This window comes from Haloplanus sp. HW8-1 (assembly GCF_023703795.1).
Lineage (GTDB): Archaea > Halobacteriota > Halobacteria > Halobacteriales > Haloferacaceae > Haloplanus > Haloplanus pelagicus.
The window spans coordinates 152,104-172,494 of record NZ_CP098518.1 but is presented as its reverse complement, the minus strand read 5'-3'; the positions used below and the strand labels follow the sequence as shown (position 1 = coordinate 172,494).

15 protein-coding genes and 2 pseudogenes are annotated in these 20,391 nt (G+C 65.7%); 10 read left to right on the top strand and 7 right to left on the bottom strand.

All coding sequences use genetic code 11. The annotated features are described in order from the left end of the window. Positions 1–9: 9 nt before the first annotated feature. Positions 10–678, bottom strand: a complete 669-nt coding sequence (locus NBT82_RS00935) for an IS6 family transposase (protein WP_251329719.1) — start codon at positions 676–678, stop codon at positions 10–12. A gap of 508 nt (positions 679–1,186) precedes the next feature. On the opposite strand from NBT82_RS00935, the gene NBT82_RS00930 reads away from it, so the two are divergent. From NBT82_RS00930 to NBT82_RS00910, 5 genes and pseudogenes are all read left to right on the top strand, one after another. Then, complete coding sequence (locus NBT82_RS00930; protein WP_251329718.1) at positions 1,187–2,617, top strand: dihydrolipoamide acetyltransferase family protein; 1,431 nt, start codon at positions 1,187–1,189, stop codon at positions 2,615–2,617. A 74-nt stretch (positions 2,618–2,691) separates the two neighbouring features. Continuing rightward, positions 2,692–3,735: a thiamine pyrophosphate-dependent dehydrogenase E1 component subunit alpha gene (locus NBT82_RS00925; RefSeq protein ID WP_251329717.1), complete on the top strand. Its 1,044-nt coding sequence runs from the start codon at positions 2,692–2,694 to the stop codon at positions 3,733–3,735. Then, the gene (locus NBT82_RS00920) at positions 3,735–4,736 is read left to right on the top strand and encodes an alpha-ketoacid dehydrogenase subunit beta (RefSeq protein ID WP_251329716.1); all 1,002 of its coding nucleotides are present in this window, start codon (positions 3,735–3,737) and stop codon (positions 4,734–4,736) included. Before NBT82_RS00925 ends, NBT82_RS00920 begins: the two co-directional genes overlap by 1 nt. A gap of 72 nt (positions 4,737–4,808) precedes the next feature. Next, the gene (lpdA, locus tag NBT82_RS00915) at positions 4,809–6,212 is read left to right on the top strand and encodes a dihydrolipoyl dehydrogenase (RefSeq protein ID WP_251329715.1); all 1,404 of its coding nucleotides are present in this window, start codon (positions 4,809–4,811) and stop codon (positions 6,210–6,212) included. 760 nt (positions 6,213–6,972) lie between these two features. Beyond that, positions 6,973–7,608, top strand: a pseudogene (locus NBT82_RS00910) (IS6 family transposase). A 66-nt stretch (positions 7,609–7,674) separates the two neighbouring features. Here NBT82_RS00910 and NBT82_RS00905 read toward each other — a convergent pair. Further along, positions 7,675–8,469: an IclR family transcriptional regulator gene (locus tag NBT82_RS00905; RefSeq protein WP_251329714.1), complete on the bottom strand. Its 795-nt coding sequence runs from the start codon at positions 8,467–8,469 to the stop codon at positions 7,675–7,677. A gap of 100 nt (positions 8,470–8,569) precedes the next feature. Between NBT82_RS00905 and NBT82_RS00900 the strand changes: the two are divergent. Both NBT82_RS00900 and NBT82_RS00895 read left to right on the top strand, forming a co-directional pair. Next, positions 8,570–9,204 (top strand): annotated as a pseudogene (locus NBT82_RS00900) (IS6 family transposase). Between the two features lie 55 nt (positions 9,205–9,259). After that, complete coding sequence (locus NBT82_RS00895) at positions 9,260–10,321, top strand: zinc-dependent alcohol dehydrogenase (protein ID WP_251329713.1); 1,062 nt, start codon at positions 9,260–9,262, stop codon at positions 10,319–10,321. Between the two features lie 4 nt (positions 10,322–10,325). Here the strand turns inward: NBT82_RS00895 and NBT82_RS00890 are convergent, their stop codons facing one another. The 4 genes from NBT82_RS00890 to NBT82_RS00875 form a co-directional block, all read right to left on the bottom strand. Further along, positions 10,326–11,111, bottom strand: a complete 786-nt coding sequence (locus tag NBT82_RS00890; protein WP_251329712.1) for an SDR family NAD(P)-dependent oxidoreductase — start codon at positions 11,109–11,111, stop codon at positions 10,326–10,328. A 75-nt stretch (positions 11,112–11,186) separates the two neighbouring features. Further along, positions 11,187–12,098, bottom strand: a complete 912-nt coding sequence (locus tag NBT82_RS00885) for an SDR family NAD(P)-dependent oxidoreductase (RefSeq protein ID WP_251329711.1) — start codon at positions 12,096–12,098, stop codon at positions 11,187–11,189. Positions 12,099–12,186: 88 nt separating this feature from the next. Further along, positions 12,187–13,869, bottom strand: coding sequence for a 2-oxo acid dehydrogenase subunit E2 (locus NBT82_RS00880; RefSeq protein WP_251329710.1), 1,683 nt, complete (start codon positions 13,867–13,869; stop codon positions 12,187–12,189). Positions 13,870–13,962: 93 nt separating this feature from the next. After that, the gene (locus tag NBT82_RS00875; protein ID WP_251329709.1) at positions 13,963–14,760 is read right to left on the bottom strand and encodes a hypothetical protein; all 798 of its coding nucleotides are present in this window, start codon (positions 14,758–14,760) and stop codon (positions 13,963–13,965) included. A gap of 103 nt (positions 14,761–14,863) precedes the next feature. Here NBT82_RS00875 and NBT82_RS00870 point away from each other — a divergent pair, with 103 nt between their 5' ends. Further along, positions 14,864–15,910, top strand: coding sequence for a thiamine pyrophosphate-dependent dehydrogenase E1 component subunit alpha (locus NBT82_RS00870; protein WP_251329708.1), 1,047 nt, complete (start codon positions 14,864–14,866; stop codon positions 15,908–15,910). Then, a complete protein-coding gene (locus tag NBT82_RS00865; protein WP_251329707.1) occupies positions 15,907–16,893 on the top strand; it encodes an alpha-ketoacid dehydrogenase subunit beta in 987 nt (328 codons plus the stop codon). Before NBT82_RS00870 ends, NBT82_RS00865 begins: the two co-directional genes overlap by 4 nt. 417 nt (positions 16,894–17,310) lie before the next feature. Here the strand turns inward: NBT82_RS00865 and NBT82_RS00860 are convergent, their stop codons facing one another. Continuing rightward, positions 17,311–18,072, bottom strand: a complete 762-nt coding sequence (locus NBT82_RS00860) for an IclR family transcriptional regulator (protein ID WP_251329706.1) — start codon at positions 18,070–18,072, stop codon at positions 17,311–17,313. Between the two features lie 764 nt (positions 18,073–18,836). Between NBT82_RS00860 and NBT82_RS00855 the strand changes: the two genes are divergently transcribed. Continuing rightward, positions 18,837–20,348: an aldehyde dehydrogenase gene (locus NBT82_RS00855; protein WP_251329705.1), complete on the top strand. Its 1,512-nt coding sequence runs from the start codon at positions 18,837–18,839 to the stop codon at positions 20,346–20,348. Positions 20,349–20,391: the final 43 nt, after the last annotated feature.

The window sequence follows — 20,391 nt, the reverse complement described above, 5'->3', positions numbered from 1 at the left end:
TGGTAGTGTCTAGATAAGCTGGTTCCATGCGAAGGCGAACGCTTGCAACCAATTTTCGGCGGTACTCGGGTCGACGTGACTGAAAACATTTGAGAACTGGTGTTTTTGTCGTTTTGATTCTCGAAAGATACGTTCGACGGCATACCGATTCCCACGTGTAACATGCTGGAATCGCAGCCCGAGACGATGGCAGGCCGCCTGACACCACGGAGTACCGTCGACGAGAAAGATCACGTCGTCGACGAGATGTTTGTCACGGAGTTCAGACAGGAACATCTCGGTCAATCCCTGTTTTCTCGTCGAAAATAGCCGTACATGGAGCAGGCGATTGATATCCGGATCGATCACGGCGTACAGCCAATATCGCTCGGTATTGAGCTGGATCACGGTTTCATCGACCGCAACGTGATCCAGGTTGGCACCATCTGTGGGCTGTAAATCGGCCTTCTGTACCCAGTTATGAACGGTGGGCCGACACCGTTCGATACCCAAACTATCAAGAATTAGAATTGTATTGGAAATTGATATTACAACCAAACGGAGTCGGATCCCGAGCTTCATCGCTGGCTCGGGTGTCACCTCTCGCTCCACAGAGCCTAACTCGAAGCGGTCGCTACCACCGTGGGGCGGGCGGTTTCGAGCATAGGCACTCAAAAATCGCACCGCCTCATCCTTCATCCTTATCTGAACACCGCCCTGCCTAATAGAGTTAGATTTTGTAATATTGGAAACAAATGGCTCTTCGCCTCCCAATGCTCGGACCGACTGGCCGAAACGACGGTCTGGAACTCGGCGGTCGTCGACTCACTGACGCATCGACGTCCGGGCAGTTCACATATATCGAACGACGTGGCGCGCGCACCGGCAGTGAGGTGGCTGAGCAGTCCACCGCAGAATCCTGCCGAACGGGGAGGGGGACGGCGAGTCAGCGACACCGGTGACCGTGAACTCGCGACGTGTGCTCCTGAGGTTTACATCAATAGGTCTGTAATCCCCGTGGCGAGCGAAGACGCGTTTGCGCGCCGCCCTCCACTCCTGGTAGTTCACATATATTGAACTCGCCGATAGGTGGCCGTCGGCGGCGTCCGAGTGGTCGGTCGGTGACTCGACCGTCACGCCATCATCGCGGTGACGGGGCGGGTCGGAGCGGAGGATTTTTGTACGACACCCCGGAGGCTAACGGTAGATGGCGTACGTTGTACGCATGCCCAAGATGGGGGTCGAGATGGAGACTGGCGTCCTCCTCGATTGGGTCGCGGTGGAGGGTGAATCGGTGGACGAGGGGAACGTCATCGCGGAGATAGAGTCGGAGAAGACGACCGCCGAGGTCACCGCCCGCAAGTCGGGCGTGGTCCGGCGGACGCTCCTCGACGAGGGTGCGGAAGTCGCTCCCGGGACCGCGATGGCCATCGTGGCCCCGGCGGACGCCGACGTGGACGATCTCCTCGCGACCGTCGAGGACGAGGGTGTCGAGACCGACGACCGGACGGGCACCGACGCCGCGCCGGACGACGCCGACTGGACCGCGGACGCGGCGTCTGAACCGGGACCGGGGCCCCGGGGCGCAGACGGGACGGCCCGCCGCGGCGAGTCCGACACGGTCCGGGCGACGCCGAAGGCGCGCCGTCGCGCCGACGAGACGGGCGTCTCTCTCGCGTCGGTCCGTGGCACCGGTCCGAAGAGCGCAGTGACCGTCGCGGACGTCGAGAATGCGGTGCGCGACCGGCCCGCGAACGACGGAACGTCGGCCGCGGGGGCGGACGGCGAGGTACTGGCGACGCCGCGAGCGCGGAAGCTGGCACACAAACGTGGCGTCACCCTCGGGGACGTTCGGGGGACGGGACCGCACGGTTCGATTCGCGCCGACGACGTGGACGGCGCTACCACGCCCGGCACCGACGGAGTCGAGGGGGGAGAGACGCCCGTGAGCGACGACGGAGCGGGACGTACCGTCCGCGAGGAACGGTCCCTCTCCGGGATGCGGTCGACGATAGCCCGTCGCCTCGGCGAGAGTTGGGAGGCACCCCACGTCACCGTCGACCGGACCGTCGAGGTCGAATCCGTCTTTGCGGCCGCCGCCGACGCGGATGACGTCGTGTCCGTCACCGACGTGTTGCTACTGGCGGTGAGCGAGACCCTGGCCGAGCACCCGGAGTTCAACGCAACCTTCGAGGATGGCGTCCACTGCGTCTACGAGGAGCACAACGTCGGTATCGCCGTCGACCTCGAAGACGGACTGGTCACACCGGTGCTCCGCGACGTTCGGGACACCCCCGTGACCGAGCTCGCACACGAGCGCGGGGTCCTGACTGACAGGGTCCGGAACCGTCGACACGACCCCGCCGACCTGCGCGGGGGAACGTTCACTGTCTCCAACCTCGGCCCGTTCGGTGTCGACTCGTTCACCCCGATAATCAACCCGCCGCAGGTCGCCATCCTCGGCGTCGGCACCGCCGACGAGGAGCCACGCCAGACGGATCGGGGAATCGAATTCCGCAAGACGATGACGTTCAGCCTCTCCTTCGACCACCGGGTCGTCGACGGCGCCGACGCCGCACGGTTCCTGGAGACGCTGGCGTCCGCGCTCGACCGCGTGGACGAGTTGGTCGAGGGTTGACCCGGACGCGCAGTCGACAGCACTAGCCAGTTCGACCCAAACACTCAATACACGTGCACATCAACGTAGCATCGATGGCTCAGATCGACTTCAACGAGCCACGGGAACGGACAGAGGCATTGCGCCGCATGATGCTCATTCGGGAGTTCGAAGACGCGGTCGGGGACCGGTTCGCCGACGGCGAGATTCCGGGTTTCGTCCACCTCTCCCAGGGACAGGAGGGCGTCGCCGTGGGCGCGGTCGGCGCGCTCACCGAGGACGACTACGTCACGAGCACCCACCGCGCCCACGGCCACAGCCTCGCGAAGGGGCTCGACCCTGACCGCCTGCTGGCCGAACTCTACGGGAAAGAGACGGGGTACTGTGACGGGAAGGGCGGTTCGATGCACGTCGCCAGCCTGGAGGTCGGCATGCTCGGCGCCCAGCCCATCGTCGGCGCGAGCGTTCCACTGGGAACCGGCGCGGCCATCACCGCCCAGTACACCGATGCAGATTGGATGTCCCTCACGTTTCTCGGCGACGGTGCGGTTGCCGAGGGACAGGTCCACGAGGCGTTCAACCTCGCCGCCACCTGGGAACTGCCGGTCGTCTTCGTCATCGAGAACAACCTCTACTCCGAGGGGATGCCGTTCGACGACCAACACAACATCGAGGACCTCGCGGACATGGCGGCGTCGTACGGCGTCCCCGGTGAGACCGTCGACGGACAGGACGTTGAGACCGTCAACGCCGCGGTCTCGCAGGCCCGCGAACGGGCGCTGGATGGTGAGGGGCCCACGCTGGTCGAGGCCAAGACCTACCGCTACCGCGGCCACTTCGAGGGGGACCAGGAGCCGTATCGGACCGCCGAGGAGGTCGACGAGTGGCGGACCGAACGCGACCCCATCGACAACTACGTCGACGAACTGCTCGAGACGGGCGTCCTGACCGAGGACGACGTGGCCGACCTCGAGCGGTCGGTCGAGTCTGAACTGGCCGACGCCGTCGAGTTCGCCCGCGAGAGTGAGACGGCGAGCAAGGACGTCGCCTTCGACGACGTGTTCGTCGAACCCGCGCCGGAGATAGCGGCACACCGGGAACGCGTCGCACGTCGAGAACCCAACTGGAGCGTATACTGATGTCACGAACCCAGTCCACGAACGAGAACGGAACAGAGACGATGAGCGTGCGGGAGGCGATTCGCGAGGGCCTCCGCGAGGAGATGCAGGCGGACGAGATGGTCATGCTGTACGGCCAAGACGAAGAGAGTGGGGAGTCCTTCGAGGTGACAGACGGCCTGTACGAGGAGTTCGGTCAGCGACGCGTCCGGAACACGCCCATCAGCGAAGCGGCGCAGGTCGGCGGGGCAGTCGGCGCGGCGGCGACCGGTCTCCGGCCCGTGGTCGAGGTGAGCTTCTCCGACTTCATCGGCGTCTGCTTCGACCAGCTCATGAACCAGGCGGGCAAGACGCGCTACATGTTCGGGGGGGAGAGCCGAGTCCCGGTCGTCATGCGCGCCACCGAGGGCGGCGGGAAGAGCGCGGCGGCCCAGCACTCGGGCACTGTCCACACGCTCGTCGCCCACCTGCCTGGTCTCAAGGTGGTCGCTCCGGGCACGCCTGCGGCCTCCAAGGGCCTGATCAAGGCGAGTATCCGTTCCGACGACCCCGTGATGTTCTTCGAGAACAAGACGATTTACAACGAACGAGGACCGGTCCCGACCGACGAGAGCTACACGGTCCCCCTGGGCGAGGCCAGCGTCGAACGCGTGGGCGAGGACGTCACGGTCGTGGCCACCCAGCGGCTCCTGGGCGAAGCGTTGTCTGTCGCGGACGGCCTCGCGGGCGAGGCCAGCGTCGAGGTCATCGACCCGCGGACGATCTACCCGCTGGACACGGAGACCATCCTGGAGAGTGTCGAGAAGACGGGGGCGCTGGTGATCGCCGACGAGAGTCCGATGTCCTACGGCTTCCACGCGGAAGTGATGGCCCGGGTGGTAGAGGACGGTTTCTTCACGCTGGACGCGCCCCCGCAACGCGTCGGCGTCCCCGACACGCCTATTCCGTTCGCACCCGACCTCGAAGGGGAGGTCCTCCCCGACGCGCCGGACGTCGAGCGCGCGGTGAAGCGGGTCCTCTGACCGCCCGCCCCGATTTCCCGGCCCGTCGAACCACAACTCATATGCCGTCCGGAACGGAACCCGCAAACGAGTATGTCCGCATCATCCGAGACGGAGGTACTAGTCGTGGGTGCAGGACCGGGCGGCTACGTGGCCGCCGTTCGCGCCGGACAACTCGGACTCGACGTGACGCTCGTCGACGCCGACGCTCTCGGTGGGACCTGTCTGAACTACGGGTGTATCCCCTCGAAGGCGCTGCTCTCGGCCGCCGAGACAGTCCACGACGCGGGCCACCGCGAGTCGATGGGTATTTATGCCGACCCCTACGTCGACTGGGACGAACTTCTGGAGTGGCAGTCGGGGGTCGTGTCCACGCTCACTGACGGCGTCGCTCACCTGTGTCGCGACGTCGGTGTCGAACTCGTAACGGGCCGTGCCCGCTTCGTCGCCGACCACGAGGCCGTCGTCGCGGCCCCCGACGGGACGGAGCGGACGCTCGCTTTCGAACGCGCCGTCATCGCGACCGGGAGTCGTCCCGTCGAACCCGGCGCGTTCCCGTTCGACGACGACGCCGTGCTCACGTCCCGCGACGTCTTCTCACTGTCCGACATCCCCGGGCGTCTGCTCGTCGTCGGTGCGGGCTACATCGGTCTCGAACTGGCGACGCTGTTCTCGAAGCTCGGGACGAGAGTGACCGTCGTCGAACTCGAGGGCGGCGTGCTCCCCGGTTGGGACGGCGTACTGCGGCGAACGATCCGCGACCACCTCGAGTCGCTCGGCGTCGAGTTCGCTTTCGGCGAACGCGCGACAGCCTGCACCCCGACGGCCGGCGGCGTTCAGGTCACGACGGAGTCGGAGGACGGTGCCGAGACCCGTCGCGAGGCGGACCGGGTCGCGGTCGCCGTCGGTCGCCGACCGGTGACGGACACGGTCGACGTCGACGCGATGGGGATCGAACTGACCGAACGCGGGTTCGTCGACGTCGACGAGCAGTGCCGGACCTCCCGCGAACACGTGTTCGCGGTGGGCGACGTGGCAGGCGAACCGATGCTCGCACACAAGGCCAGCGCTGAGGGCGTCGTCGCCGCCGAGACCATCGCTGGCAGGGAGGTATCGATGAGCGACCGTCACGTTCCGGCGGTCGTCTTCACCGACCCCGAAGTCGCGACCGTCGGACTGTCGGAGGCGGAGGCTCGCCAGTCAGGCCACGACCCGGTCGTGGGACGGATGGCGTTCAGCAACAACGGACGTGCGCTTTCTGCGGGTCAACCCGACGGCTTCGTCCGCGTCGTCGTCGACGAGCAGTCGGAGGCCGTTCTCGGCGCACAGGTCGTCGGCCGACACGCCTCCGAACTCGTCGGCGAACTCGCGGTCGCACTCGACGCCCGTCTCACCGCCCGGGATGTCGGCGGTACGATTCACGCTCACCCGACCCTCTCGGAAGCCGTGCTGGAGGCCTGCGAGGACGCGATCGACGAGGCGATTCACGTCCCGTAGTCGTCGCTCGGGCGCGAGACGACGCTTCCACCGGCCCGGCCGCTCCGTCCCGACCGACGCCGTGCCGTCCGGTCGTCACCGCCGGGTCCCGGCAGTCTCTCGGCAACGCGCTCCGAACCGCCGGGCCACTCGATCTACGCGTAAAATCCTCTTTCGATATCAATATCTCCAGATTACGATTTCGAATTCGGCAAACAGGACATCGCATTAGTGAAAGTGGAACCTAAATCGGGAGTATAATTAGACAGTCTCGGGGGGGATTGGCAGAACGGCAGTATCCGTGTATGTATCGTCGGAATGAATGTACGAGTCCTCGCTCCACGGTGGAGTCGCATCCCCGCGCACCGTCAGCGCCGATGCGACGGGTGGACCGCGATCGGTCGAACTGCGAAGACGCGGAGCTCCCGATGTCCGCGAACACGACGGGGTCCGGGGCGTCGAGGGGACGCCGGGTTCACGGACGGCGCCGACGCGCCAACTCCCCATGCCGCCCGGACCGTTCCGGTGACCGCCTCCGCTCCCCACGATGCGAACCGGGCGGCAGGTCGTTCCAGGCGTCCAGCGCAGCGTCTAACTATGCTTCCACGATTGGCGAGTCGGTCCTGCGGCGGGCTTCGCGGAGGTTAATGCGAAGCCGTTCACAGGCCGTGAGGGTACGTTCCTCTGACATTGGTGCTCGGAGGCACGTTCTGGTGTGCCCTCCGCCCCTCCAGGGTAGCGTTGCGATAAGGAACGAGACGGTCGAAGACTTGAGTGGCTTATGCTCTCGTTCGATCGCCTCAGCAGCGATAGCGGTTGTATCGAGTTAGAATCTCTGGAGCGAGAGGCGACACCCGAGCCAGTGATGAAGCTCGGGATCCGACTCCATTTGGCATGAGTATCACTTTTGGATACAATATCTATTCTTGAAATGTTGGGTGTCGGCCGTCACCGAAGCATCGTGCATCGATGGGTACAGAAGGCCGATTTACAGCCGACAGACGGTGCTGATCCGAATCACGTTGCGGTCGACGAAACCATGATTCAACCGAATGATGAACGATATTGGCTGTACGCTGCTGTCGATCCCGATACCAACCGCCTGCTCCATGTTCGGCTCTATCCGACGAGAAACACCGCAATCACCTCGATGTTTCTCTCGGAATTACGTGAGAAACATCAGGTTGGCGACGCAGTCTTTCTCGTCGACGGTGCACCGTGGCTGCAGGCGGCTTGCCACCGTCACGGACTCCGATTCCAGCATATTACACATGGGAATCGGAATGCCGTCGAACATGTCTTTCGTAAAGTAAAACGACGAACTAACCAGTTTTCAAATATGTTCAGCCATGTCGAACCGAGCACCGCTGAAAATTGGTTACAAGCGTTTGCCTTCGCATGGAATCAGCTCATCTGAACACGACCTTAGGTAGAATTCTATAGATAAGATGTCGGAATGTTCGTCCGTTGTCGACGTGAATGATTATATCTGGGTCGGAGGAGTGCTATTTCGAGAGTGTTCCTCTAGTTCTCGCTCTAGTTCGTCGGCGACTCGCAGTAACGTCGTCGGAATCTCGTCCGACAACCGCTCGTCGGTCAGTCGGTACGTGGGGCCGCCGACCCCGAGTGCACCGAAGATGCTCCCGTCAGGGTACTCAACGACGGCACCCACCGACCGAACGCCGTTCATGTACTCTTCGTCGCACACCGCGTATCCCCTGTCGCGGATGCGTTCGATTCCCTCGAACAGTTCATCCCGGTCCGTGATGGTGTTCTCCGTCACGCGATGGAGACCCCGCTCGTCGAGCAACGCGTTGATTTCGTCGTCCGGTAGTTCGGCCAGGACGGCTTTGCCACCGGCCGAGTTGTGTACGTCGAAGAGCTTCCCGTCCTGGAAGTTCGGGTCGCGGTCGTTCGGCACGTTGTGGTACAGGGTGACGAGCTGGTCGTTCTCGAAGACCATGAAGTCCGCACCCTCCCCCAGTTCCGCGACCAGTTCGTTGACCTTCGGTTCGACGAATCGGAACTCCTCCTCTCGATTCCTAGCCTCCTTGGCGAAGTTCAGGAATTCGATCCCCAGCCTGTATCTCGTGTCGCGTTTGGTGATCAATCCCAGGTCCTCAAGAGTCGCCAGATACCCGTGTGCCGTGCTCTTGGCGAGGTCGAACTCGGCCCTGACGTCCGAGAAAGTCACGTCGTCGCTGGCCCGAACGAAATCGAGCACCTCGTAGGCCGTCTCGAGCGTCTTCAGGTTCTGCCGTGCCCGGTCTCCTGCCATAACGAATGACGGGGCTGGACGCGCATAACGGTTATCGACGGTCGTCGGGCGGTGTTTAGTTAAGCGTGAAAAGCGAGGCGGGAGAATTTCTTGGTACTCTATGCCAGAAATCGCCCGCCTCAGCGGACATAGCGACTGGATTGATTTGGATTTTGTGGAGCGAGAGCGGACACCCGTGCCGGCGATGAAGCTCGGTATTCAGATGCATCTGGCTGGATTATCACTTTCGAGTACTGTCTCTGCTCTTTATAGTTTGGGTGTCGAACGTTCTCGAAAAGCGGTTCACGATTGGGTACAGAAAGCCGATCTACAGCCGCTCAGCGGGAAGGCTCCGAATCAGGTTGCGGTTGACGAAACCGTGATTCGCATCAACGACCAGCCGTTCTGGCTGTACGCCGCCGCGGATCCACAGACGAACGAATTACTGTATCTACGGCTGTTTTCGACCACTACAACCGCTCTCACTGATTCTTTCTCAACGAACTACGGGAGAAACACGATGTCGAATCCGCCATGTTCCTCGTCGATGGTGCCAAACATCTCCAAACAGCACTCCGCCGATCAGGGCTCCGATTTCAGACAGAACGTCACGGAAATCGGAATGCCATTGAACGTATATTTAGAGAAGTAAAACGACGAACCTCTTCGTTTTCAAACTGTTTCAGCCACGTCGAACCGGAGACCGCTGAAAACTGGTTGCAGAGTTTCGCTCGCTGGCACAATGCCCCAAACTAAACACCGCCCCCCGCGTCAGGCGAGGTTTTTTCTATCGGACCCGCGTGCCACGGCCATGGAGACGAGAGTTGCGTATCTCGACGTCGGAGAGATCACCATGGAGACGGTCGAACTGCCCGAACTCGGCCCCAACGACGTACTGATCGACACACAGCAGGCGTCGGTGTGTGGGTCCGAACGGTACTTTTACCGGGGGATCACCGTGCGCGAGGAGGACGAGGCGCGCGGGCGACCCACCGAGGGCGGGGAGTACCACGGCGGCGAGGGGCGTCGCCACTCCTACCCGATGGGGCCACTCGGCCACGAGGGCGGGGGGACCATCGAGGCCGTCGGCTCCGCGGTCGACGAGTATCTGGGCGGTGGCGCGGTGTCGGTCGGCGACCGGGTCGGCAGCCTCTACTATCCGACCTACACCGACTCCTGGGTGACCGACGTCTCGAACGTCCAGCCGATTCCCGACGGCGTCGACTTCGAAGTCGGCTGTCTGTACGAGGCGCTGGCGTGTGCGGCCTGGGCCGCCCGGCGCATGGACGTCAAACTCGGCGACACCGTGGCGGTCAACGGCGTCGGCTTCGCGGGGAACATCATGCTGCAGGGAGCGATCGAGTCGGGCGCGTCCCAGGTCATCGCCGTCGACGTCGTCGACGAGAAACTGTCCATCGCCGAGGAGATGGGCGCCGACGTGACCATCGACGCGAGCGAGGAAGACCCCGTCGAACGGGTGGACGAACTGACCGACGACGAGGGCGTCGACGTGGCCGTCGAGGCCGTCGGCGGCACGGGCATCGGGATCAAGCAGGCGCTCGGCATGGTGGCCCACAACGGCGTCCTCGCCCTGTACGGCGACAACTACGAGCCGATCGAGGAGTTCTGTTTCCACCGCTTCCACGAGGACGGACTGGAGGTCCAGAACCTCAACGCGATGCACTACACCGAACTGCAGGCGGTGGAGTACGCCCGGGAGGCCTACCGCGCGGTCGAACGCGACGTCTTCGACGTCCAGACGATCCTCGACAACTCGGCGCGCTACTCGCTCGACGAACTCCCGTCGGTGTTCGAAGGGGAGACGGAGTGTGCCGACGAACAGGAGTCGCTGAAGACGCTGATCATCCCCTGAGCGGTCAGTAGACCGACCAGGCGCCGTCGATCGTCAGGAGTTCGCCGGTGACGTAACTGGCCGCGTCGCTGGCCAGAAACAGCGCGCCCGGCGCGATTTCGTCGGGCGTCGCCGGGCGCCCGATCGGGATCGGCTTGGCGAGGTCGTCCCCCTCGGACCACTCCTCGGCCTTCCGTGATCCCTCGGCCAGCGGAGTCACCGTCCGTCCGGGCGAGATGCCGTTGACGCGGATGCCCCGATCGGCGAGTTCGACCGCGGCGGTTCGGGTGATCATCTTCACCGCACCTTTCGTCAGGTTGTAGAGGACCTGATCGGCCAGCGCCGTGTCGGTCCGGATCGAGGCGGTGTTGACGATCGATCCCTCGACGCCGCGGTCGAGCATGTCGCTCGCGGCCGCCTGACAGCCGAACAGCACGCCGCCGACGTTGACCGACTCCATCAGGTCGTACTCCTCGTCCGTGACGTCGAGGACGGAGCCGTAGACGTGCGCGCCGGCGTTGTTGACCATCACGTCCACGCCGCCGAACTCGCGTGCGGCCTCGACGACCGACTCGATCGCCTCGCGGTCGGAGACGTCCGTCTCCACGAACGTGGCGCGGCCGCCCTCGGCGTCGACGACCTCGTGGGTCGGAACCATCTCTTCGTCGCCGTGGTGTCCCGCTCGCAGGTCCGCGTTGATCACCGTCGCCCCCGCCCGGCCGAAGGCCACGGCGATGGCCCGGCCGATGCCGGAGCTCCCGCCGGTCACGATCACCGTCTCGTCGTCGAAGTCGTACGTGACGTTCGCCATGTGCGCAGGGACGGCGGGGAGGATATAAAGATGCGGGGGCGCAGGGGCCGCGCCCGTCGGTCGACGACCCGATCGCTACGTGCTCCCCATCCCGTCGGCGTCGAGGCCGTACCGCTCGCTCACGAGCGTCGCTGACCGATCGAGGTCGATCCCGGCGGTGATCGAATCGGGGAACTGCTCGGCGACGGTCGCCGTCGTCCACCCGCCCTCGCGGTAGGCGAGACGGGACATCTCCGGGTCGCTGACGAATCCGATCTCCTCGCCGCCGGCCCGGAGCGTACACCCGGTGACGTCGGCCGCGGCGTCGCTCAACAGGTACGCCACCATCGGTGCGACCCGTTCGGGCGGGACGGGGTCCCGGTAGGCGTCGTCGGTCAACGCGTCGGAGATCCGCGTCGTCGCACTCGGAAAGAGCGCGTTCACCCGAACGCCGTGTTCGACCAGTTCGTTCGCAGCGGTGCGCATCAGACCGAGGATGCCGGCCTTCGCGGCGGCGTAGTTCGCCATCGCGGAGTGACCGAGAGAAGACTGGCTGGAGACACAGAGGAACGACCGCTGGCGGTCGGTTTCGGTGTCGATCCACTGCCGTGCAGCACTCTTGAGCAGGCAGAAGTGCCCCCGCAGGTGGACGTCGAGGACCCGCTCCCACTGGTCGACGGACATCTCGTGGATCGGCGCCGGATCGACGATGCCCGCGAAGTTGGCGACGCCGTCGATGCGGCCGTGGGCGTCCACCGTGTCCGCGAGAAGCGACTCCGTGTACGTCGGATCGGTCACGTCGCCGACGTGGGCCGTAGCCGTCCCGCCCGCCTCCTCGATCGCCGCCGCGGTCTCCGTCGCCGGATCCGCCGCCGTTCCCTCGCCGTCGACCGACGTCCCGAGGTCGTTGACGACGACCGTCGCTCCCTCCCCCGCCAGTTCGATTGCGACCGCCCGACCGATGCCTCGCCCCGCACCCGTGAGGATCAGCACGCTATCGGATAGCATACCCTCCCTTGCGGCGGGGACGGTATAACTTCACCCCGTCCATCGGCCGATCCCGGGACTGCGTCGGCCACGCGGGGTCGGGCGTCGCCTACCCGGACGGCTCCGAGACGGAGACCTCGATCGATCGGGCGACGTCGTCGGAGACGATCCCGTTGACCGGACAGGCACGCTCCGCGACCGTGACGACCCGTTCGACGTCCGCCGGCGCCGCCGCCGAACGCACCGCGACCCGCACGTCGAGCGCGTCGATCTCGTGGATCGAGGGTTCGGGCGTCACGTCGACGGTGATGTCGTCGAGGGGGACCTCGCGTCGCTCGGCCATCAGCCGCGTCGTCAGGGCCAGACACGACGAGAGGCTGCCGAGGAACTGCTCGACCGGCGTCGCGGCGCTGTCGGTCCCTCCCCGCTCCTCGGGTTCGTCCACCTGCCACTCGAACTCGCGGGCGCGGACGGTGGCCGCCAGTCCCTCGGTCGAGCGGGCACGGACCGTGCCCTCCGGCGGAGCGGGTGCCTCCCCCTCGTCGGGTGAGGCGGCCGTCGCGGACTCGGCGTCGCCGGGACCGCCGATCAGGTCGAGCGGCCGGGCAAGCGCGTCCGCGATCGCGGAGAGGAACCGAGCGGCGTCCGCGCCGTCGGCCACGCGGTGGTCGAACGTGAGCGAGAGGGGGAGTTCCGCGCTGTCGTCGTCGGTGCGAAGGCGGCCGACGCCGAGGATCGCGACCTGCGGCGGGTTCAACAGCGGATCGAAGCTGTCGACGTCGAACATGCCGAGGTTCGTGACGGTGAACGTTCCACCCTGCAGGTCGTCGGCATCGTACGCCCCCGAACGGACCGCGTCGGTGAGCGACGCCCGCTCCCGTGCGATCCCCTCGACGGGTCGGTCCTGGACGCGCTCGACGACGGGGGTGACGAGGCCGTCCTCAACGTCGACCGCGACGCTGACGTTCACGTCCCGGGCGATGCGGTGCTCACCGTCGACGAAGCGGGCGTTCAGCGCCGGATACTCCTCGGCGGCGCTGGCGACCGCGGCGAGCAGGAAGTCCGTGATCGACACCTCGACGCCCCGGTCGGCGGCGAGGCGGTCCACCGTATCCAGCGTCGCCCCGACGTCCACCCGACGGTTCAGCGTGACCTGCGGTGCCTCGCGGGCCGACGCAGTCATCCGATCGGCGACGGACCGGCGCAGGCCGGTCAGCTCCCGGACTTCCCGGATCGTCGGTCCGTCGTCGGTCGTCGCCGGCGACCCGTTCGCCGCGTCGCCGGTATCCCCCGTTCGGACCGCCTCGATCACGTCCCGCTCGATGACGGCCCCGTCCGGCCCGGAGCCCGCGATGGCGTCCAGGTCGCTCGCGCCGACGCCGGCCTCGGTGGCGTACGCCCTGGCCCGCGGCGAGACGTCCGAGTCGAGTTCGTGAACGGACACCGGGCCGTCGGCGCTCGGGGTGGGCGTCGGTGCCGACGCCTCGGCGTCGGCCGTCCCCTCCTCGGCCGTGTCCTCGACCTCGCGGCGGACGTCTTCGGGGACGTCTGCACCGGCCGCGCCGACGTACCCGATCGGGTCGCCCGGAACCACGGTTTCGCCGGCGTCGACGAACCGAGCGAGGAGCGTGCCGTCCTCCCGCGCGACCACCTCGTTGATCGACTTCTCGCTCTCGACGTCGACGAGTGGGGCCTCGGCCTCGACGTCGCCGTCGACGTCGGCGTGCCACTCGACCACCGTCCCTTCTTCCATCGTCATCCCCATCTTCGGCATCCGTACTGCGTAGCCCATGGTATCACCGGAGCGGGGGGAACCAAAAGCGTGACCCCGCCACACCGGGGAGACCCCCGGCACGGGCCCCGCCGGGGCGACTGTCCCGCGTGGTCAGCGATCCACCACGGCCGCGACGAAGGCACGGCAGGCGTCTCCGGCGTCGACGCCGAGGGCGGCCGCGGCGTCGTTCGCGACGCTGACGACCCCCGTCTCCCAGGCGGAGCGGGCGTCGCCGATGCGGGCGGTTCGGCAGTCGACGGCGACGGCGGGGATGCCACGCTCGTCGAGATAGGGGAGGCGGGTCGTCCCCGCCCCGTCCGCACCCCGACCGGCGTCGTTGAACGTGATGCCGGCGACGTCGACGGCGACGTACGACCCGTGGTCGTCCTCGCCGGGGAGACGGGAGCCGTGACTCCCGGTGACGAGCACGTCGCCGGCGTCCGACTCGCGGAGGAGGGACACGGAGTCGAGCCCCAGGACGCGGACGCCGTCGTCCCGGAGGACGTGACGGCCCTGTCCGTATTCGGGGACCGTCACCTCGCCGAGGGTGGCGTCGGCCATGCGCGACGCACACTCGCGTGTCGACTGGTCGGACGCACACCCGAGCGCCGCTGCCGCATCGTTGACACGGCTGATCCGCCCCCGACGGTGCATGTCCTCGCCGTCGCCGATGCGTGCGCTCCGGTGAGCCACCGTCGCGGCGGGAACGGACTGTTCGTCGAGGAGCGGGAGCGACGCGACGCCGGCCTCGTCCTTGCCGACCCCGGCGTCGTTGAGGATCACGCCCCGAACCCCGGCCTTCAGCGCGAGGTAGCCGGCGTACGTCCCGCCGTGGCTGCCGGCGACGACGACGTCGCCGCCGTGTCGGTCGCCGTCGACGCTCGTGATGGTATCGAGAACGGTCGCCATGGCGACACCGACGCGACGGTGAAATAAATATCCGGCGCGGGGTGTCAGCCCACCCTGACCCCGAAACATTATTCGTCTTCGACGTGCGGCGTAGGAACGACTGATGGCAACATTAGACATGACCGCACCGTCGGATCGGCGGCAGGCGCTTCGACGAATGCTACTCATCCGCGAGTTCGAACGGGCAGTACGCGACAACTTCGCCGACGGCGAGATACCGGGATTCGTCCACCTCTACCTCGGACAGGAAGCCGTCGCGGTCGGCGCCTGTGCCGCGCTGACCGATGACGACTACGTGACGAGCACCCACCGCGGACACGGCCACTGTCTCGCCAAGGGGATGGACGAGCGGAGGCTGATGGCGGAGCTGTACGGACGCAGCGAGGGGTACTGTCGGGGGAAAGGCGGGTCGATGCACGCGGCCGACCTCGACGAGGGGATGCTGGGCGCCCAGCCGATCGTCGGGGCGGGCGTCCCGCTGGCGACCGGAGCCGGACTCACCGCGCAGCTGCACGACCGCGACTGGGTGGGACTCTCCTTTTTCGGCGACGGTGCGGTCGCGGAGGGACAGGTCCACGAGTCGATCAACCTCGCCGCCACTTGGGATCTCCCCGCGATCTACGTCATCGAGAACAACCTCTACTCGGAGGGGATGACGTTCGAGAAACAGCACAACGTCGACGATCTCGCCGACAGCGCCGCCGCGTACGGCATCCCGGGCGTCGTCGTGGATGGGATGGACGTCGAGGCAGTCTACGAGGCGGTCACGGAGGCGCGGGAGCGCGCCGCCCGGGGCGACGGCCCGACGCTCATCGAGGCGAAGACGTATCGGTACCGCGGCCACTACGAGGGGGATCCGGAGCCGTACCGGACACAGGCCGAGGTCGACGAGTGGCGAGAGAACCGGGACGCCATCGACACCTTCGCCGCACGCCTCCGTGAGGAGGACATCATCGACGAGGGGGACCGCGAGGAGATGGAGGCGGCCGTCAAGGCGGACATCGAGGCCGCAATCGAGTACGCCCGCGACGCCCCCTTCCCCGACCCCGAGGAGGCGTACGACGACGTGTTCGTCGAGCCCAATCCCGACGTGGAGTACTTCCGGGAGCGCCGCGACGGCGCGGGATCGACGGGAGGTGCCGGCCGATGAGCGCGCTCGATGCGACCGGCGAGGAACTGTCGGTCCGGGAGGCGCTCCGGACGGCGCTACGCGAGGAACTCGCCCAAGACGGGGACGTCTTCCTGATGGGGCAAGACGAGGAGGACGGCGGCTCCTTCGAGGTGACGGCCGGCCTCTACGAGGAGTTCGGGCGGGACAGGGTGCGCGATACGCCGATCAGCGAGACCGCCCAAGTCGGCTCCGGCGTCGGCGCGGCGGCCACGGGGCTTCGGCCCGTCGTCAACGTCAGCTACTCCGATTTCATCGCCATCTGTTTCGAACCGCTGATGAATCAGGCCGCGAAGATGCAGTACATGTTCGCCGGGGCGACGACGATGCCGCTCACCGTCCGCGCCATCGAGGGGGCCGGCTTCAACGCCGCGGCCCAGCACTCCGGGACCGTCCACACGCTCGTCTCTCACCTGCCCGGACTCAAGGCGGTCGCACCCGCGACACCCCGGGGGTCGAAGGGGCTCATGAAGGCCTGCGTCCGGTCGGACGATCCGGTCGTCTTCTTCGAACACAAGAACATCTACGAGCAGACGGGACCGGTTCCCGAGGACGAGGACTTTACCATTCCCATCGGTGAGGCGGCGGTCCTCCGCGAGGGTGCCGACGTGACGGTGGTCGCCACACAGCAACTCGTCGCCGAGGCGCTCTCCGTGGCCGAGGAGCGGACCGACGTCGACGTCGAAGTGATCGATCCACAGTCGCTCTCGCCGCTCGATACCGCGACGATCGCAGAGAGCGTCGAGAAGACCGGGCGGCTGATCGTCGCCGACGAGAGCCCCCTCTCCTACGGGTTCCACGCCGAGGTGGTGACGCGCGTGGTCGAAAACGAGTTCTACTCGCTCGACGTGCCGGTCCAGCGTGTCGGCGTACCCGACACCCCCGTTCCGTTCAGCCCGCCCCTGGAGGACGAGATCCTACCGACGGCCGAGGAGATCGATCTCGCCGTCGACCGCATCGTGTGAGGATCGTTCGCCGAGTTCGCGCCCCCCGGAGGTCCCGCGACTGACCACCTCGGGGCCGTCAAAACACTGGCGACTGCTCGACCGGCCCCGACCACACGGAGCGTCCGCTGCCGGGTGAGTGCACCGGCCACGGCTGAGGGGACGACTCCCTCGTGGGGGGAGCCGTCCGGGTAACAGACGACCCGCACTCGGGTGGGGAGTGTAACGCGGTGGCGTAGCTAGGCCAAGTGGACGTGATGATCTCCGTGGATGTGGGATTTTCCGGACCTGAGCGGGCGTAGATACCGTGCGTCGGAGATTAAATCTTACTCTCTTCGGGGGGCGGAACGGCTCCGATGCGGCGCCACGTCCCGGATCCACGGTCGTCCTCGGTCGGCAGTGGTGGCTGTCGGCACGCTGTGGCCCCACCGGCGTCGCTTACGAGAACGTGACGTCGAGTTCGATGACGTTCTCGGCGTTGAGTAGCATCTCCGGAATCTCCTCGTGAAACCGCTCTTTCTGCATGCGGTTCGTCGGACCGGAGACGCTGATGGCCCCGTACACCTGGTCGTTCGTGGTGATCGGCGCAGCCACGCACCGAAGGCCACGGAGTCGCTCTTCGACGTCGTAGGCGTATCCCCGTTCGGAGACCTCTTCGAGTTCCTCGTAAAGGGCGTCGCGATCACAGATCGTGTTTTTCGTCCGTCTCGGGAGCCCGTGTCGGTCGAGAATGTCGTCGACGCGCTCACGGGGGTACGCCGAGAGGATCACCTTCCCGAGGGCGGTACAGTGGAGGTTGGAACGCATCCCCGCGTACACGTCCGTGCTCACGGACCGCTGTCCCTCCGACTGATAGAGATAGACACCCTGTCCGTGTTCCTCGACGGCGAGATTCGCCAGTTCGCCCGTCTTCTCCGCGAGGTTCTCGATTTCGGGACGTGCAGCCTCGTAGATGCGCTTGCGGTTCCGCGTGTGCTCGCCGAACTCCAGAAACCGGAGGCCGACGTAGTATTTCCCGTCCCTCTTGATGATATACTGCGCGTTGTGGAGAGTCGACAGGTGATTGTGAACCGTACTCTTGGGGATGTCGAGTTCCGTAGCAACCTCCGTGACGCCTGCACCGTCGAGATCCTTCAGCGTCTCGAGTATGAGGAGGCTCGTCTCGGTGGCTTTCACGGCGTTCGGGGATTCGGTCGTCATCCGTACCCTCGCTTCACCGGCCACGGTAATTAAGATTCGCGTTCATCAAGACTGAACTGTGGTCCAGTAATATCGAACAGCGCCGATATGTGAACCGAATCGTTCCGAGACACGCACCCACACGACGCGATTTCACCGATAGTGAACGCAATCGACGAGCAGTGTTGGTGAGCGACGGGGTCCTTCGGCCGACCGGTCGATGAGTCACCGCGACACTGGTCGGCAGTATATCGGGTGTACGTGGGTCCTGGAGGGGATTTTCGGGCGTTCGCGGGGCGGCGGGCAACCGCTCTGCGACCGGTTCGGCGCCGTCGACTCGCGGAGTACGATCCGTTCTGTAGAGATGAACGAGTATTCAGACCACCCCGGACGCACGGTGACGGCGACCGATCGCAACCCGTTCGGATGGAGACACGACAGATCCGACCCGACATAACGGCCTTAATTTTGTTATTTGTAGAGGGTGTCGCGACGTCGTTGACACAGTCGGGGACAGCGCGCTGATCGACGGACGGATATATTCGAACTTATCTAAAGAATCGTACGTTACTGATCTGGCGGCGGCAACGCGTCGAAACCGGGTATTGACGCCGTAGTCCGGGTTCTTCGGCGCGAGGGCAGCCACGTTCCCGCACTTTCGGTCCGTTATATACCGAGTACATTACGCTTCCCGTATTACGGGACGCACTCCCGAATCGCGGATCATTACGGCGCTGCCGCCGTCGGCGGTGTATTTATGCTGTCGGCAAGCCAACCTCTCGTCGATGAGTCAACACCACGGAGCCGACGGCGACGACGAGTACGGCCTGTTCGTCGATGGAGCGTTCCGATCCGGTACGAGCGGGGACCGGATCGACGTGACGTTTCCCTACGACGGGAGCGTGTGGGCGACGGTGCCCCGCGGCACCGCGGCCGACGTCGACCAGGCGGTCGCGGCTGCCCGTGACGCGTTCGAGGGGGAGTGGGGGACGTTCGGCGGGAGCGAGCGCCGGCGCGTCCTCGATCAGATCGCGGACGTGATCGAGGCCCACACCGACGAACTCGCCGAACTCGAAACCCGACAGAACGGCAAGCTCATACGCGAGATGCGGGGGCAGATGGAGAGTCTGGGCGAGTGGTACCGCTACTACGGCGGGTTGGCGGAGGATCTGGGCGGCCGATCGATCCCCGTCGAGAACAAGGCGGAGACGGGCGGGATGACGGTCCACACCCGGGAGGAACCGCTCGGCGTCGTCGGGGCGATCACCCCGTGGAACTCCCCGCTGATGCTCACCACGTGGAAGCTCGCGCCCGCCCTCGCGGCGGGCAACACCTTCGTCCACAAACCCAGCGAGGAGACGCCGGTGAGTGCCCTGCGCTTTGCCGAACTCGTCGCCGAACGCACGGATCTACCGGACGGCGTCTACAACGTCGTCCCGGGGTACGGACCCGAAGCCGGCGAGGCGCTGGTCGATCACGACGACGTCGACAAACTCGCGTTCACCGGAAGTTCGACCGTGGGCCGTGAGATCGCGAAGGTGGCCGGGGAGCAGTTGATCCCCGTCACGCTCGAACTCGGGGGGAAGAGCCCGAACATCGTCTTCGAGAGTGCGAACCTCGAAAACGCGGTCAACGGCGTCATCAAGGGCATCTTCGCGGCGACGGGCCAGACCTGCGTTGCCGGATCGCGGGTGTTCGTCCACGAGACGATCCACGACGAGTTCGTCGACGCCTTCACCGACCGCGCATCGGAGATCAGCCTCGGAAATCCGCTCGATCCCGACACCCAGATGGGACCGATCGCGTTCCCCGAGCAGTGGGAGACGGTCGCGTCCTACGTCGACCGCGGTGCGGAGGAGGGCGCGACGGTCGCGTTCGGTGGCGACCGCCCGAACGACCTCCCCGGCGAGTGTTTCATCGAGCCGACGATCCTGGTCGACGTGGACAACGACATGACCGTCGCACAGGAGGAGATCTTCGGTCCCGTCGCCAGCGTGATCCCCTTCGCCGACGAGGCGGAGGTGATTGACCTCGCGAACGACACCGACTACGGACTGGCGGCGGGCGTCTGGACGGAGGACATGCGGCAGGCAAACCGGCTGGTCGAACGGATCGAGGCCGGGATGGTGTGGGTCAACGAGTACCGCGCGGTCTCCCACAAGGTGCCGTTCGGCGGCTACAAGGACAGCGGCCTCGGCCGCGAGAACGGCAGGGAGGCCCTAGAGGAGTATCTCCAGACCAAGTCGGTCTGGTACGACCAGTCGGGCGAGGTCTCGGACCCGTTCAGCCTGGGCTGATACGGAGTATTGTAAGTCATTCCGGTGGGTCGCCGGACCGTCT

Coding starts and splice junctions, on each gene's coding strand:
- NBT82_RS00935 (WP_251329719.1), bottom strand. CDS start 678: ATGAAGGATGAGGCGGTGCGATTTTTGAGTGCCTATGCTCGAAACCGC.
- NBT82_RS00930 (WP_251329718.1), top strand. CDS start 1,187: ATGGCGTACGTTGTACGCATGCCCAAGATGGGGGTCGAGATGGAGACT.
- NBT82_RS00925 (WP_251329717.1), top strand. CDS start 2,692: ATGGCTCAGATCGACTTCAACGAGCCACGGGAACGGACAGAGGCATTG.
- NBT82_RS00920 (WP_251329716.1), top strand. CDS start 3,735: ATGTCACGAACCCAGTCCACGAACGAGAACGGAACAGAGACGATGAGC.
- lpdA (WP_251329715.1), top strand. CDS start 4,809: ATGTCCGCATCATCCGAGACGGAGGTACTAGTCGTGGGTGCAGGACCG.
- NBT82_RS00905 (WP_251329714.1), bottom strand. CDS start 8,469: ATGGCAGGAGACCGGGCACGGCAGAACCTGAAGACGCTCGAGACGGCC.
- NBT82_RS00895 (WP_251329713.1), top strand. CDS start 9,260: ATGGAGACGAGAGTTGCGTATCTCGACGTCGGAGAGATCACCATGGAG.
- NBT82_RS00890 (WP_251329712.1), bottom strand. CDS start 11,111: ATGGCGAACGTCACGTACGACTTCGACGACGAGACGGTGATCGTGACC.
- NBT82_RS00885 (WP_251329711.1), bottom strand. CDS start 12,098: ATGCTATCCGATAGCGTGCTGATCCTCACGGGTGCGGGGCGAGGCATC.
- NBT82_RS00880 (WP_251329710.1), bottom strand. CDS start 13,869: ATGGGCTACGCAGTACGGATGCCGAAGATGGGGATGACGATGGAAGAA.
- NBT82_RS00875 (WP_251329709.1), bottom strand. CDS start 14,760: ATGGCGACCGTTCTCGATACCATCACGAGCGTCGACGGCGACCGACAC.
- NBT82_RS00870 (WP_251329708.1), top strand. CDS start 14,864: ATGGCAACATTAGACATGACCGCACCGTCGGATCGGCGGCAGGCGCTT.
- NBT82_RS00865 (WP_251329707.1), top strand. CDS start 15,907: ATGAGCGCGCTCGATGCGACCGGCGAGGAACTGTCGGTCCGGGAGGCG.
- NBT82_RS00860 (WP_251329706.1), bottom strand. CDS start 18,072: ATGACGACCGAATCCCCGAACGCCGTGAAAGCCACCGAGACGAGCCTC.
- NBT82_RS00855 (WP_251329705.1), top strand. CDS start 18,837: ATGAGTCAACACCACGGAGCCGACGGCGACGACGAGTACGGCCTGTTC.